Annotated in this window: 14 protein-coding genes and 2 pseudogenes; 6 read left to right on the forward strand and 10 right to left on the reverse strand. The window is 51.5% G+C overall.

Annotation, left to right across the window (positions count from 1 at the left end; all coding sequences use genetic code 11):
• Positions 1-24: 24 nt before the first annotated feature.
• From lacZ to WC5_RS24035, 3 genes and pseudogenes are all read right to left on the reverse strand, one after another.
• Entirely contained in the window at positions 25-3,099 is a 3,075-nt protein-coding gene (lacZ, locus tag WC5_RS10215; RefSeq protein WP_016231600.1) for a beta-galactosidase, read from the reverse strand.
• 122 nt (positions 3,100-3,221) lie between these two features.
• Positions 3,222-4,304, reverse strand: coding sequence for a DNA-binding transcriptional repressor LacI (gene lacI / locus WC5_RS10210; protein ID WP_000805868.1), 1,083 nt, complete (start codon positions 4,302-4,304; stop codon positions 3,222-3,224).
• Between the two features lie 36 nt (positions 4,305-4,340).
• Positions 4,341-4,442: pseudogene (locus WC5_RS24035) on the reverse strand (GlxA family transcriptional regulator); the annotation flags it as partial.
• 62 nt (positions 4,443-4,504) lie between these two features.
• On the opposite strand from WC5_RS24035, the gene WC5_RS10205 reads away from it, so the two are divergent.
• On the forward strand, positions 4,505-5,044 hold the full coding sequence (locus WC5_RS10205; RefSeq protein ID WP_001096716.1) for a DUF2058 domain-containing protein: 540 nt from the start codon (positions 4,505-4,507) through the stop codon (positions 5,042-5,044).
• A 57-nt stretch (positions 5,045-5,101) separates the two neighbouring features.
• On the opposite strand, the gene frmA is transcribed toward WC5_RS10205, so the two are convergent.
• The 5 genes from frmA to WC5_RS10180 form a co-directional block, all read right to left on the reverse strand.
• On the reverse strand, positions 5,102-6,211 hold the full coding sequence (frmA, locus tag WC5_RS10200) for an S-(hydroxymethyl)glutathione dehydrogenase (RefSeq protein ID WP_000842099.1): 1,110 nt from the start codon (positions 6,209-6,211) through the stop codon (positions 5,102-5,104).
• A 34-nt stretch (positions 6,212-6,245) separates the two neighbouring features.
• Positions 6,246-6,521, reverse strand: a complete 276-nt coding sequence (gene frmR / locus WC5_RS10195) for a formaldehyde-responsive transcriptional repressor FrmR (protein ID WP_001141271.1) — start codon at positions 6,519-6,521, stop codon at positions 6,246-6,248.
• Between the two features lie 203 nt (positions 6,522-6,724).
• On the reverse strand, positions 6,725-7,498 hold the full coding sequence (locus WC5_RS10190) for a YaiO family outer membrane beta-barrel protein (RefSeq protein WP_000596110.1): 774 nt from the start codon (positions 7,496-7,498) through the stop codon (positions 6,725-6,727).
• A 1-nt stretch (position 7,499) separates the two neighbouring features.
• Positions 7,500-8,093, reverse strand: coding sequence for an LbetaH domain-containing protein (locus WC5_RS10185; protein WP_237709596.1), 594 nt, complete (start codon positions 8,091-8,093; stop codon positions 7,500-7,502).
• Complete coding sequence (locus WC5_RS10180) at positions 8,059-9,255, reverse strand: glycosyltransferase family 2 protein (protein ID WP_000860452.1); 1,197 nt, start codon at positions 9,253-9,255, stop codon at positions 8,059-8,061. The genes WC5_RS10185 and WC5_RS10180 overlap by 35 nt, the downstream gene beginning before the upstream one ends.
• A gap of 24 nt (positions 9,256-9,279) precedes the next feature.
• On the opposite strand from WC5_RS10180, the gene WC5_RS26155 reads away from it, so the two are divergent.
• A complete protein-coding gene (locus WC5_RS26155; RefSeq protein WP_420842033.1) occupies positions 9,280-9,348 on the forward strand; it encodes a hypothetical protein in 69 nt (22 codons plus the stop codon).
• A 177-nt stretch (positions 9,349-9,525) separates the two neighbouring features.
• On the opposite strand, the pseudogene WC5_RS26160 reads toward WC5_RS26155, so the two are convergent.
• A pseudogene (locus tag WC5_RS26160) lies at positions 9,526-9,951 on the reverse strand (PIG-L deacetylase family protein); the annotation flags it as partial.
• Between the two features lie 604 nt (positions 9,952-10,555).
• Between WC5_RS26160 and tauA the strand changes: the two are divergent.
• The 4 genes from tauA to tauD are packed head-to-tail and all read left to right on the forward strand — an operon-like array spanning position 10,556 to position 13,970.
• On the forward strand, positions 10,556-11,518 hold the full coding sequence (gene tauA / locus WC5_RS10170; protein ID WP_001018421.1) for a taurine ABC transporter substrate-binding protein: 963 nt from the start codon (positions 10,556-10,558) through the stop codon (positions 11,516-11,518).
• A gap of 12 nt (positions 11,519-11,530) precedes the next feature.
• Positions 11,531-12,298 (forward strand): taurine ABC transporter ATP-binding subunit, encoded by a 768-nt coding sequence (gene tauB / locus WC5_RS10165; protein WP_000939388.1) that lies wholly within the window; start codon positions 11,531-11,533, stop codon positions 12,296-12,298.
• Positions 12,295-13,122 (forward strand): taurine ABC transporter permease TauC, encoded by an 828-nt coding sequence (gene tauC / locus WC5_RS10160; RefSeq protein WP_000114853.1) that lies wholly within the window; start codon positions 12,295-12,297, stop codon positions 13,120-13,122. Before tauB ends, tauC begins: the two co-directional genes overlap by 4 nt.
• Entirely contained in the window at positions 13,119-13,970 is an 852-nt protein-coding gene (gene tauD / locus WC5_RS10155) for a taurine dioxygenase (RefSeq protein WP_000004054.1), read from the forward strand. Before tauC ends, tauD begins: the two co-directional genes overlap by 4 nt.
• 40 nt (positions 13,971-14,010) lie before the next feature.
• On the opposite strand, the gene hemB is transcribed toward tauD, so the two are convergent.
• Positions 14,011-14,985: a porphobilinogen synthase gene (gene hemB, locus WC5_RS10150; protein ID WP_010352188.1), complete on the reverse strand. Its 975-nt coding sequence runs from the start codon at positions 14,983-14,985 to the stop codon at positions 14,011-14,013.
• Positions 14,986-15,244 lie beyond the last annotated feature (259 nt).

A 15,244-nucleotide genomic window follows, 5' to 3' on the forward strand; every position in this document is an offset into this window, starting at 1 on the left:
CAGACATGGCCTGCCCGGTTATTATTATTTTTGACGCCAGACTAACTGGTAATGGTAGCGACCGGCGCTCAGTTGGTATTCTGCCGAAACGGACGGGCTCCAGGAGTCGTCGCCACCAATCCCCATATGGAAACCGTCGATATTCAGCCAGCTGCCTTCTTCCGCGTGCAGCAGATGGCGATGACTGGTTTCCATCAGTTGTTGTTGGCTGTAGCGGCTGATATTGAACTGGAAGTTGCCGCGCCACTGGTGTGAGCCATAATTCAATTCGCGCGTCCCGCAGCGCAGACCGTTCTCGCTCGGGAAGACGTACGGCGTATACATGTCAGACAACGGCAGATCCCAGCGGTCAAAACAGGCCGCAGTAAGGCGGTCGGGATAGTTTTCTTGCGGCCCCAGCCCCAGCCAGTTAACCCGTTCTGCGACCTGTGCCAGTTGGCAGGTCAGGCCAATCCGCGCCGGATGCGGCGTATCGCTTGCCACTTCAACATCCACACTGATGGTCATTTCACCGAGTCCATCAATCCGGTAGGTTTTCCGGCTGATAAATAAAGTTTTCCCCTGATGCTGCCAGGCGTGGACAGTCGTAATCAGCACCGCGTCGGCAAGCAGATCTGCCGTGCACTGCAACAACACCGCTTCTGCCTGGTAATGTCCCGCTGCCTTCCAGCGTTCTACCCAGGCGTTCGGGTCAATACGCGTTGCTTCACTCACGCCAATGTCGTTATCCAGCGACGCACGGGTGAACTGGTCGCGCAGCGGCGTCAGAAGTTGTTTTTCATCGCCAATCCACATCTGAGAAAGAAGGCCTGACTGGCGGTTAAATTGCCAACGCTTGTTATCCAGCGCGATACAAAAATCCGTTTCGCTGGTGGTCAGTTGCGGGGCGGAGTGGAGCGCGGAAGGGAGCGTCATACTAAGGTTTTCCGCCAGTCGCCACTGTTGCCAGGCGCTGATGTGTCCGGCTTCTGACCATGCGGTCGCGTTCGGTTGCACTACGCGTACCGTGAGCCAGAGTTGTCCGGCGCTCTCCGGCTGTGGCAGTTCAGGCAATTCAATCAACTGTTTACCTTGCGGGGCGACATTCAGAGGCACTTCGCCACTTGCCAGTGGCTTGCCATCCAGCGCCACCGACCAGTGCAGGGTTTCGTTATCGCTATGACGGAACAGGTATTCGCTGTTCACTTCGATAATTCGCCCGGATAAACGGAACTGGAAAAACTGCTGCTGGTGTTTTGCTTCCGTCAGCGCCGGATGCGGCGTGCGATCGGCAAAGACCAGACCGTTCATGCAGAACTGGCGATCGTTTGGCGTATCGCCAAAATCACCGCCGTAGGCCGACCACGGGTTGCCGTTTTCATCATATTTAATCAGTGACTGATCCACCCAGTCCCAGACGAAGCCACCCTGTAAACGAGGGTACTGACGAAACGCCTGCCAGTATTTGGCAAAGCCGCCGAGGCTGTTACCCATCGCGTGGGCGTATTCACAGAGGATCAGCGGGCGCAACTCACCTGGCAGCGAAAGCCATTTTTTGATTGACCATTTCGGTACTGCCGGGAAGGGTTGATCTTCATCCACGCGCGCGTACATCGGGCAAATAATATCGGTTGCAGAGGTGTTGGCTCCGCCGCCTTCATACTGCACCGGACGTGATGGATCGACAGATTTAATCCAGCGATACAGCGCGTCGTGATTAGCGCCGTGGCCTGATTCATTCCCCAGCGACCAGATAATTACGCTCGGGTGATTACGATCGCGCCGCACCATCCGCGTTACGCGTTCGCTCATTGCTGGCAGCCACTGCGGATCATCCGTCAGACGATTCATTGGCACCATGCCGTGGGTTTCAATATTAGCTTCATCCACCACATACAGGCCGTAGCGGTCGCACAGTGTGTACCACAGCGGATGGTTCGGATAATGCGAACAGCGCACGGCGTTAAAGTTGTTCTGCTTCATAAGCAGGATATCCTGCACCATCGTCTGCTCATCCATGACCTGACCGTGCAGGGGATGATGCTCGTGACGGTTAACGCCGCGAATCAGCAACGGCTTACCGTTCAGCAGCAGCAGACCATTTTCAATCCGTACCTGGCGGAAGCCGACATCACAGGCTTCCGCTTCAATCAGCGCGCCGTCAGTGGTGTGCAGTTCAACCACCGCACGGTAAAGATTCGGGGTTTCTGCACTCCACAACGCCGGGTTTTCGACGTTCAGACGTAGCGTGACGCGATCGGCATAACCGCCACGCTCATCAATAATTTCGCCGCCGAGAGGCGCGGTGCCGCTGGCGACCTGCGTTTCCCCCTGCCACAAAGAAACCGTTATCCGCAGATCGTCGCATAGTTCGCCACACATGTGGACTTCAGCGTCGAGAACAGCGCGGCTGAAATCGTCATTAAAGTGAGTAGCAACATGGAAATCGCTGATTTGTGTGGTTGGTTTGTGCAGCAACGAGACGTCGCGGAAAATGCCACTCATCCGCCACATATCCTGATCTTCCAGATAACTGCCGTCACTCCAGCGCAACACCATCACCGCGAGGCGGTTTTCTCCGGCGCGTAAAAAGTCACTCAGATCAAATTCAGACGGCAAACGGCTGTCCTGCCCGTAACCGACCCAGCGTCCGTTGCACCACAAATGAAACGCTGAGTTAACCCCATCAAAAATAATCCGCGTCTGACCTTCCTGTAGCCAGCTTTCATCGACATTAAATGTGAGCGAGTAACATCCAGTCGGATTCTCTGCGGGAACACACGGCGGATTGACCGCAATGGGATAGGTCACGTTGGTGTAGATGGGGGCATCGTAACCGTGCATCTGCCAGTTTGAGGGGACGGGGACTGTATCGGCGTCAGGAAGATCGCACTCCAGCCAGCTTTCCGGCACAGCTTCGGGGGCGGGGAACCAGGCAAATTGCCATTTGCCATTCAGACTGCGTAACTGGCGGGAAGGGCGATTCTCGCGGACTTCTTCATTATTTCGCCAGCTGGCAAAAGGAGGATGCGCCGCAAGGCGGTTGAGTTGGGTAACGCCAGGGTTTTCCCAGTCACGACGTTGTAATACGACGGCCAGTGAATCCGTAATCATGGTCATTGCTGTATCCTGTGTGAAATTGTTATCCGCTCACAATTTCACACAACATACGAGCCGGAAGCATAGAGTGTAAAGCCTGGGGTGCTTAATGAGTGAGCTGACTCACATTAATTGTGTTGCGCTCACTGCCCGGTTTCCAGCCGGGAAATTTGCCGTGCCAGCTGCATTAATGAATCCGCCAACGCGCGGGGAGAGGCGGTTTGCGTATTGGGTGGCAGGGTGGTTTTACGTGTCACCAGTGATACGGGCAATAGCTGATTTCCCTTCACCGCCTGGCCCTGAGAGAGTTGCAGCAAGCGGTCCACGCTGGTTTGCCCCAGCAGGCGAAAATCCTGTTTAATGGTGGTTAACGGTGGGATATAACACGAGCTGTCTTCGGTATCGTCGTATCCCACTACCGAGATATCCGCGCCGACGCGTAGCCCGGACTCGGTAATGGCGCGCATTGCACCCAGCGCCATCTGATCGTTAGCAACCAGCATTGCGGTGGGAGTAATGCCCTCATTCAGCATCTGCATGGTTTGTTGAAAACCGGACATGGCGCTCCAGTCGCCCTCAAGCTCCGCTATTGGCTGTAGTTGATTGCAATCGAGATATTTGTGCCAGCCCGCCAGACGCAGACGCGCCGAGACAGAACTTAATGGACCCGCTAACAGCGCAATTTGCAGGTGACCCAACGCGACCAGATGCTCCACGCCGAGCCGTGCGCCGTCATCATGGGAAAAAATAATGCTGTTAATGGGGGATTTGTCGGAGACATCAAGAAACAAAACTGGCACGTGACCGCAGGCTGCCTCTACGGCGATGGCATCTTGTTCATCCAGGGGATAGTTGATGATCAGGCCGCTGACGCGTTGTGCGAGAAGATTATGAACCGCCGCTTTACAGGCTTCGACGCCACTGCGTTCCACCATTGATACCACTACGCTGGCACCGAGTTGATCGGCGCGGGATTTAATTGCCGCAACGATTTGTGAAGGTGCATGAAGCGCCAGGTTGGAAGTGGCAACGCCAATCAGCAGCGACTGTTTGCCCGCCAGTTGCTGTGCCACGCGGTTGGGAATGTAATTCAGCTCCGCCATTGCCGCTTCCACTTTTTCCCGCGTTTTCGCAGAAACGTGGCTGGCCTGATTTACCACGCGGGAAACGGTCTGATAAGAGACTCCGGCATACTCGGCGACATCGTATAGTGTTACTGGTTTCACATTCACAACCCTGAATTGACTCTCTTCCGGGCGCTATCATGCCATACCACGGAAGGTTTTGCGCCACCCTGCAGGGCTGACACCAAAGTGAAATTTAAAATGCTGACGCCAGGTCACATGAGAGAGAAAGCCCACTTCGATACACTCACTGTATTTACAGGTATACTCGCAAAAATTATTCAGCGGGTTTGGAAATAAAGATGGCAAAACTTACCTTACAAGAGCAGTTGCTCAAAGCAGGATTAGTCACCAGCAAAAAAGCGGCGAAGGTCGAGAGAACGGCGAAAAAATCGCGCGTTCAGGCGCGTGAAGCTCGGGCGGCGGTAGAGGAAAATAAAAAGGCACAGCTTGAGCGTGATAAACAGCTTAGTGAGCAACAAAAACAAGCTGCGTTAGCGAAAGAATATAAAGCTCAGGTGAAGCAGCTTATCGAAATGAACCGTATCACCATTACCAATGGCGATATCGGTTTTAACTTCACCGACGGCAATCTGATTAAGAAAATTTTTGTCGATAAGCTCACGCAAACGCAGTTGATTAATGGCCGTCTGGCGATTGCCCGTTTGGTTACTGACGGCAATAGTGAAGGTGAATACGCCATTATTCCGGCAAGCGTTGCCGACAAAATCGCCCAGCGTGATGCCAGCAGTATTGTGTTGCACAGTGCACTCAGCGCCGAAGAGCAGGATGAAGACGATCCGTATGCCGACTTTAAGGTGCCTGATGATTTGATGTGGTAATTATATGTCCGTCACCATCCGCGAACAGGATGGCGACGGCTTGTTACGTGCGGGATATTAATAACGAATGACGGTGCGAATGGATTTGCCTTCATGCATTAATTCAAAGGCGTCATTAATTTCATCCAGACTCATGGTATGCGTTACAAACGGCTCCAGGTCGATATTACCTTTCATCGCATCTTCAACCATACCCGGCAACTGGGAACGACCTTTCACGCCGCCAAATGCGGAACCTTTCCATACGCGACCGGTGACCAACTGGAATGGACGGGTTGAGATTTCCTGACCAGCGCCAGCCACACCAATGATTATCGACTGACCCCAGCCACGGTGAGCACTTTCCAGCGCCGCGCGCATCACATTGACGTTGCCGATGCACTCAAAGGTATGGTCGATCCCCCATTTGTTGATATCCAGCAGGACATCTTTAATCGGTTTGTCGTAGTCATTCGGATTAATGCAGTCGGTGGCACCGAAACGACGCGCCAGATCGAATTTCTTCGGGTTGGTATCGATAGCGATAATCCGTCCCGCTTTCGCCTGACGTGCGCCCTGAACCACTGCCAGACCAATAGCGCCAAGACCAAACACGGCAACAGAATCACCAGGCTGGACTTTAGCGGTGTTGTGCACTGCGCCAATACCGGTGGTAACGCCACAGCCCAGCAGGCAGACGTGTTCATGGTTTGCTTCTGGGTTAATTTTGGCCAGTGAAACTTCCGCGACCACGGTATATTCACTGAAGGTGGAACAGCCCATGTAGTGATACAGCGGTTGCCCATTGTAAGAAAAACGTGTGGTGCCGTCTGGCATCAGGCCTTTGCCCTGGGTTTCGCGAACCGCGACGCAGAGGTTGGTTTTGCCAGAACGACAGAACTCACACTCGCCGCACTCTGCGGTGTAAAGCGGGATCACATGGTCGCCAGGTTTAACGCTGGTCACGCCTTCACCGACTTCAACCACAACGCCAGCCCCTTCGTGACCGAGAACGACCGGGAATACACCTTCCGGGTCATCGCCGGAAAGGGTAAATGCGTCGGTATGGCAGACGCCGGTATGAGTGACTTTTATCAGCACTTCACCTTTTTTCGGTGGTGCAACGTCAATTTCAACGATTTCCAGTGGTTTACCGGGTGCAAATGCAACGGCAGCACGTGATTTCATATTTCGCTTTTCCTCAATAGGGTAGTGGTTTCAGCTACTTAAGATAGGCTCGAACCAGTTCAATCGTGTCATCAACGGATTGGCTGACTTCGCGGCTGTAGCAGTCATTTCGGTCAAACGTTTCCCGGATATGGCTTTCAAGCACTTCTGCCATCAGCCCGTTAGCCGCACCCCGAACGGCAGCGATCTGCTGGAGTATGGCACGGCATTCGGCATCACCCTCCAGTGACCGTTCCAGAGCATCAATCTGCCCCCGAATGCGACGAACTCGAGTAAGCACCTTTTTCTTCTCTTCCGGAGTACTGGGCATTTCGCACCTCATCTCATCTGCACGCAACATACTATAGGGGGGTATGCTATGTGTCAATGCATACCCCCCTATAGTATATAACACCGGAGAATAAAATTTATCCGATGAATGTGGGTGATGTCTGGAGGAAACGAAGAGGGAAGGAGAGTGTTTGGGCGCTAATCACGTGGGATTGCCGCCCGGATAGCAGGCGGCGGAAGGAATCAGAATTTCCAGGTCAGATTGGCAGCGAATTGCAGGCCGTTATAATCATCGGTTGGCGTGTCATACCATACTTTACCCGCCGTCAGCCCCAGATTAAGTTGCTCAGTCAACGGTTGAATACGTTGTAAACTGGCGCTCTTCATGCTGCCATGACGCGTCTCTGGCGACCAGTCGTAGGTATAAGCTCCCGTCCCACGACTAAGCCAAAGTTGAGTATAACCGCCGCCGCGAGGGTCATTCAGACGCACGGAAATCATATTGCTGTAACTGCCGCCCGCATCGCTGGAGTCATAATGGGTATAGCGATAGCTGGTGATCACCGGGCCAGTGTAGAGCGATACGCCGCCTTGCCAGGCATCGACTTCAACATCATCGTAATATTTAGTGTAGCGATAACCGGTCGTGAACAGCGTTTTTGGCAGCAGGGCCAGGTTAATATCCTGACGAAAATCCTGGCGAGCAAAGACCGGCGTATTATCCGCAAAGGCAATCCCCGTGCGGGTTGTCAGCCAGTTATTCCATTTGTACCAGACTGCACCCTGACCGCGTGTAGCATTGAAACGTTCAGTCTCATAATCACGACGCCCTTGGGAAAGATTAAAAAGCAGCGTTGCGTTTTCAACTTTTGCTACCAGTTCAGCATACGCTAAATTACGGTTGCCATGATCGCCAGAATAATCGGTAAAATCGTAGCCTGCGGTAATGGAAGTTAACCCGGCATAAGCGGGCAATGTGCTAAAGATTGCCGCTGCTAATAACGTCCGTTTTATCATTTTAATCTCCTGTACGGATAAGCTCTTGCCGGAGTGAATAATTTCCGGTAGGTAAATTGCGTTCTACAATAACGCGCGGGCCAAGTTGCGTGTTTGGCGAAATAATTCGTCCAGGTAAAATAATTACCTGCACGCCAAGACGTGAACGCTGACCAATATAACAACCTAATTTATCGCAGCCGGTAGCGATAATACCCTCTGGGGTGCGAACCGATACTGGCTGTTCATCCAGTCGATGATTACTGGTACGCACCTGTGCGCCCAAATATGCCTGGCTTGCAACAACAGAATCGGCAATAAAACATTGCGGTCCAATCATCGCTTCCGCTTCAATAACTGCATTTTTGATTTCAGTGGCAAAACCAATTTTTACGTCATTGTTGATTACCGTACCGGGGCGAATAAACGCATAATTACCTATCAGGCAGTTTGCACCAATCACTACCGGCCCTTGAATAACCACACCGTGGCAAATACGGGTATTGGCACCGATAACAACTTCACCGGCACTTTCATCAATAATCACCTGGTCAGCAATCTGAATATTTTTCTCTTTAACATTAAGCTTCAGATAGCTTTTCAGTTCCTGCGACAGAAGGTTGGGAATAAGCGGTTGGCGCTTCCACCAGTGCGGAATAACGGGTGGGTTTGTCGCGCTGAGGTTCGCGTCCAGTAAAAAAGGCAATAAGTCCATAAATAATCCAGATGGCATAAGCTAATAATACATACACAACGGAAAGTGGCGCTAAAGGCACCAACAACCAGCAACGATGAAACCAGGCGCTAAAAGCACCAATAACACAAACTACGCCGACCCAGATAAGCGGAAACATAGCCACTATTACGCCATGTGGCCCGGTGGTAATTAATTCATTAAACCAGGTGGTGAGATAAATCCCAACGCCATAGAGCACGACCAACAGCATAGGGAAAATACTGAAGATGCCGAAACGGCTAAATAAAAGCCTTTTATGCAGACGCATACATACCGCATAGCCCACAATCCAACGTCGCCAGCGACGCCACTCCTCGCGCGGGTTGTTGCATTCCTGAGGGTATACGATGCAGCGATTTGCCTGACGAATTCGGTAACCATTGGCGACCAACGTCCAGGTGAGGTCGAGATCTTCAACTTTGGTACGATCCGAGAAACCGAATTTACGCAATACATCGGTACGGAACATCCCGCAGGCACCGCTGATAATAAACGGGGCGCCGCCCAAAAGCTGTTGTAGCGTGCGCTTCATAACGATCATCGGCAGTTTCACAGTAGCGCGAATATGTGGCAGCAAACCTGCGCCTTTTAATGCTGTGGAGGGAATGCCGCCTACGGCATCAGCACCACGCTCAATTTCCGCCAACATATAACCCATGCCGTTTTTATCTGGAGGGACGTAAGTATCGGCATCGCTTAAAAAAACCTGGTCACATGTGGCGTAGTTGAGGCCGTTCATTAGAGCGCCGCCTTTGCCGGTATTTTTTTGCGTAACAGCAACAAACCGATCGCCCCATTTGCGTTTCACTTCCGCCATTACCGCTTCGGTATTATCTGTGGAACCGTCGTTAACGCAAATTACCCGACAAAAATAAGGGTTGCGCAGCAGATTTTCCAGCGACTGTGCCAGACAAGGGCCTTCGTTATAGGCAGGAATAATTGCGTCAATACAGCCTTTCTTTTGGCTGGGCTTACGCCTTAACGTACTTAAAAACCATAGCAATATTGCTACGGCCATAAATATAAAGATCCAGGTTTTCATTTAATCTACTCAAAGAATCATTTTATGAATAACAAAGCCTTCACCCAGATCGCTATTGACCTGTTGTCCGCGAAATTGTGCAACAGCACGTAAACGTTCATGACGCATATAATCACGTCGTTCCTGGCTTTTATGTTTTTTTAACGCTGCAAGTTTTACAGTAAAATATTCTTCTTTTACGGATTCAAAAACCTGGGGCATAAATGAAAGCCAGGTGCTTGGAGTTTCATAGCCGAGAATCTGTGGAATAGTACGGCAGGCAACCATTGATGCCTGATAAACTGCCAGATGATCCTGATGGCGGTCAGCATCATGCATGGTATATACCCGTATGATTTCTACATCAGCGGGAATTTGATTTTTAATAATATCTTCCAGGGAGGAAATCATATCATTGAGTTGCAGATGTGTACGGGTATCTGAAAAATTAAGATGAATAGTTTGCTGACACCCCAACATCTTTAATGCTTCGCGAGATTCTTCATGACGATCGATGATTTCGCTTACACCCGAATCGCCAGCAGTCATGACAACGGCGGTGATATAAAATCCTTTCTGCGCAAGACGAGCAAGCGATGCGCCACAACCTAATTCAATATCGTCAGGATGTGCGCCAATCGCAAGGATACCTTTCCTCTTTTCTGCTGAAGAATGCAACGCAGAATTTAAAACCTTATCCAATTCATGACACTCCATTGTAATTATTATGCTGAAAGCGCGACGAATGCAGAGCGGCAACCCTCTGCAACATACTCAGATGTTAAAAATGACACGCGGTAAAAAAGAATAATCCTGAGAACAGGTCAATTAATGCCCGGAGGGCCGTAAGCGGTATAAGTTTGATTTGTGTGTATCATATGTTAAGTATTTGTGTGTTTTGTGAGTGTGATTATATTTTTTATATATTGTATTTAGATGTGATTTAGTTTGTCAATTAATTGCATTTAAAAAATATCTTTTATCAACCATTACTTTTTATATTCGTTTTATGAATGGATTGGTATGACGAAGAGGTTTTAAAGGTTGCATCATATGAAATCAGAATAATATATCTATTTATTATTGGTTGCCTGGTTGGTGGAGTGGTGAAATAAATTTTTATCGTTTGAATTTTTATTCGTATATAAAAAGAAATGTGGCATTTCTTTGTAGGGAAACGATTGGTAAATGCATAACTCATCTATCTTTTGCCGTTTTTTTGCTAAGAATAAAAACATATTGTCCATAATGATTAATTCTTTTATCAAATTATTTTCTCCGCGAATACTGCTCCCATAACAAGACAGGGGAGCAGACAATCATGGCAATTTCATCGCGTAACACACTTCTTGCCGCACTGGCATTCATCACTTTTCAGGCGCAGGCGGTGAACGTCACCGTGGCGTATCAAACCTCCGCCGAACCGGCGAAAGTGGCTCAGGCCGATAACACCTTCGCCAAAGAGAGCGGAGCGACCGTGGACTGGCGTAAGTTTGACAGCGGAGCCAGCATCGTTCGGGCGCTGGCTTCTGGCGACGTGCAAATCGGTAATCTCGGTTCCAGCCCGTTAGCGGTCGCTGCCAGTCAGCAGGTGCCGATTGAAGTCTTTTTGCTGGCGTCAAAATTGGGTAACTCCGAGGCGCTGGTCGTTAAGAAAAACATCAGCAAACCCGAAGATCTCATTGGTAAGCGCATCGCCGTACCGTTTATCTCCACCACGCACTACAGCCTGCTGGCGGCGCTGAAACACTGGGGCATTAAACCCGGGCAAGTGGAGATTGTGAACCTGCAACCGCCAGCAATTATCGCCGCCTGGCAACGGGGAGATATTGATGGTGCTTATGTGTGGGCGCCGGCGGTAAATGCGCTGGAAAAAGACGGCAAGGTGCTGACAGACTCTGAACAGGTCGGGCAGTGGGGCGCACCGACGCTGGATGTTTGGGTGGTGCGGAAAGATTTTGCTGAGAAACATCCTGAGGTGGTGAAAGCGTTCGCTAAAAGCGCCATCGATGCCCAGCAACCGTACATTGCGAATCCGGACGCGTGGCTGAAACAGCCGGAAAACATTAGCAAACTGGCGCGCTTGAGCGGCGTACCGGAAGGTGACGTACCGGGGCTGGTCAAGGGAAATACCTATCTGACGCCGCAGCAGCAAACGGCAGAACTGACCGGAGCGGTGAACAAAGCGATCATCGACACCGCGCAGTTTTTGAAAGAGCAGGGCAAAGTCCCCGCCGTGGCGAATGATTACAGCCAGTACGTTACCTCGCGCTTCGTGCAATAAAAGGAGGCGCAGATGCTGCAAATTTCTCATCTCTATGCCGATTATGGCGGTAAACCGGCGCTGGAAGATATCAACCTGACGCTGGAAAGCGGCGAACTGTTGGTGGTGCTGGGACCGTCTGGCTGCGGCAAAACCACCTTGCTGAATCTGATTGCTGGTTTTGTGCCTTACCAGTACGGCAGCATTCAACTGGCGGGCAAGCGCATTGAGGGGCCGGGTGCAGAGCGCGGGGTGGTTTTTCAGAATGAAGGGCTGCTGCCGTGGCGTAATGTGCAGGATAACGTGGCGTTCGGCCTGCAACTGGCGGGGATGGAGAAAACGCAACGTCTGGAAATCGCTCACCAGATGCTGAAAAAAGTCGGTCTGGAAGGGGCAGAAAAACGCTACATCTGGCAGCTTTCTGGCGGTCAGCGTCAGCGGGTAGGGATTGCCCGTGCGCTGGCGGCTAATCCCCGGATGTTATTACTCGACGAACCGTTTGGCGCGCTGGACGCCTTCACCCGGGACCAGATGCAAATACTGCTGCTGAAACTCTGGCAGGAGACAGGCAAGCAGGTGTTGTTGATTACCCATGATATAGAAGAAGCGGTGTTTATGGCGACCGAACTGGTTCTGCTTTCACCGGGGCCGGGTCGTGTGCTGGAACGTCTGCCGCTCAACTATGCCCGCCGCTTTGTTGCGGGTGAGTCGAGCCGCAGCATCAAGTCCGATCCACAATTCATCGCCATGCGCGAATATGTTTTAAGCCGCGTATTTGAGCAACGAGAGGCGTTCTCATGAGTGTGCTTCTTAACGAAAAACTGCATTCGCATCGGCTGAAATGGCGCTGGCCGCTCTCGCGTCAGGTGACTTTAAGCATTGGCACGTTAGCGGTTTTACTGACTGTATGGTGGGCAGTAGCTGCGCTGCAACTGATTAGCCCGCTGTTTTTGCCGCCGCCGCAACAGGTACTGGCAAAACTGCTCACCATTGCCGGAACGCAAGGATTTATGGACGCCACGCTGTGGCAACATCTGGCAGCCAGCCTGACGCGCATTTTGCTGGCGCTACTCGCGGCGGTGTTGATCGGTATTCCGGTTGGGATCGCCATGGGGCTAAGCCCGACAGTGCGCGGCATTCTGGATCCGGTAATTGAACTGTATCGCCCGGTGCCGCCGCTGGCCTATTTGCCGCTGATGGTGATCTGGTTTGGTATTGGTGAAACTTCGAAGATCTTACTGATCTATTTAGCGATTTTTGCACCGGTGGCGATGTCGGCGCTGGCGGGGGTGAAAAGCGCGCAGCAGGTTCGCATTCGTGCCGCCCAGTCGCTGGGTGCCAGCCGTGTGCAGGTGCTGTGGTTTGTTATTTTGCCCGGCGCACTGCCGGAAATCCTCACCGGATTACGCATTGGTCTGGGTGTGGGCTGGTCTACGCTGGTGGCGGCGGAGCTGATTGCCGCGACGCGAGGCTTAGGTTTTATGGTTCAGTCAGCGGGTGAGTTTCTCGCAACTGACGTGGTGCTGGCGGGGATCGCGGTGATTGCGATTATCGCCTTTCTTTTAGAACTGGGTCTGCGTGCGTTACAGCGCCGCCTGACGCCCTGGCATGGAGAAGTACAATGAGTGAACGTCTGAGCATTACCCCGCTGGGGCCGTATATCGGCGCACAAATTTCGGGTGCCGACCTGACGCGTCCGTTAAGTGATAATCAGTTTGAACAGCTTTACCATGCGGTGTTGCGCCATCAGGTGGTGTTTCTGCGTGAACAAGCCATTTCGCCACAGCAGCAACGCGCGCTGGCCCAGCGTTTTGGCGCGCTGCATATTCATCCTGTTTACCCTCATGCCGAAGGCGTTGATGAGATTATCGTACTTGATACCCATAACGATAATCCGCCGGATAACGACAACTGGCACACCGATGTGACATTTATTGAGACGCCGCCAGCGGGAGCGATTCTGGCAGCGAAAGAGTTGCCATCAACCGGGGGCGATACGCTATGGACCAGTGGTATTGCGGCGTATGAGGCGCTCTCTGTTCCCTTCCGTCAGCTGTTGAGCGGGCTGCGCGCGGAGCATGATTTCCGTAAATCGTTCCCGGAATACAAATACCGCAAAACAGAGGAGGAACATCAACGCTGGCGCGAGGCGGCAGCGAAAAATCCTCCTTTACTACATCCGGTGGTGCGAACGCATCCGGTGAGCGGTAAACAGGCGCTGTTTGTTAATGAGGGATTTACCACGCGAATTGTCGATGTCAGTGAGAAAGAGAGCGAAGCCTTGCTAGGCTTTTTATTTACTCATATCACCAAACCGGAGTTTCAGGTGCGCTGGCGCTGGCAACCGAATGATGTGGCAATTTGGGATAACCGCGTAACCCAGCACTATGCCAATGCCGATTACCTGCCACAGCGACGGATTATGTATCGGGCAACGATCCTTGGGGATAAACCGTTTTATCGGGCGGGGTGATGGGAAAATGCCGGGTAGGGATAACCCGGCATAATGATCATTAACGCAGAATTTTCTTCTCAGCCAGATCCAGCGCAAAGTAGCTGAAAATCAGATCCGCCCCCGCGCGCTTAATCGAACCTAAGCTTTCGAGCACCACTTTCTCTTCATCTATAGCACCCGCCAGCGCGGCGAACTTAATCATCGCGTACTCACCACTCACCTGATACGCACCAATCGGCAATTCAGTACGTTCACGCAGCTCACGCACGATGTCGAGGTACGCTCCGGCAGGTTTAACCATCAGGCAATCTGCGCCCTGAGTTTCATCCAGCAGCGATTCACGAATCGCCTCACGACGGTTCATTGGGTTCATCTGATAACTTTTGCGGTCACCTTTTAATGCGCTTCCCGCAGCTTCACGAAACGGACCATAAAAGGAGGAAGCGAACTTGGTCGAATACGACATGATCGCCGTATCTTTAAAGCCCGCAGCGTCCAGCGCCTGGCGAATCGCCTGCACCTGACCATCCATTGCGGCGGAAGGTGCGATGAAGTCTGCGCCCGCAGCAGCAGCAACCACCGCTTGTTTGCCTAAATTTTCGAGGGTCGCGTCGTTATCGACGCCGTGCTCGCACAGCACGCCGCAGTGACCGTGAGAAGTGTATTCACAGAAACAGGTGTCTGACATAACGATCATTTCAGGCACGGTCTGCTTGCAAATGCGTGACATACGCGCCACCAGACCATCTTCCCGCCAGGCATCGCTGCCCGTTTCATCGGTATGGTGAGAGATGCCGAAAGTCATTACTGACCGAATACCGGCGTTGGCGATACGTTCGATTTCGCGCGCCAGATGTTTCTCTGGAATACGCATTACGCCCGGCATAGCTTCAACGGCTTTGTAGTCGTCGATTTCTTCTTCAACAAAGATCGGCAACACCAGGTCGTTAAGGCTAAGTGTTGTCTCTTCAAACATAGCGCGCAGCGCAGGAGATTTGCGCAGGCGACGAGGGCGTTGGATTAAGTCTGTCATGGTCTGCCTGATGTTTGTGGAATCGAGGGACATAGTATACCTGAAGCAGAGTGTGGGTGTTTTACGAAAGTTGTCGCGATGTTGACAAGAAGAGAATGAAAGACCGGCCTGGACATCTTTTTAATAGAAATAGCAATATTTTTATATTCACTGAAAATATTTTTAATTTTTATTAATTCTCCCTGATTATTGTTTTTAGTCGTTTGGCTATGCTGTCAAAAATAGGATGGTTAAAAGTTCATTGTTTATAAATACATTA

This window comes from Escherichia sp. KTE114, from assembly GCF_000407765.1.
Lineage (GTDB): Bacteria > Pseudomonadota > Gammaproteobacteria > Enterobacterales > Enterobacteriaceae > Escherichia > Escherichia ruysiae.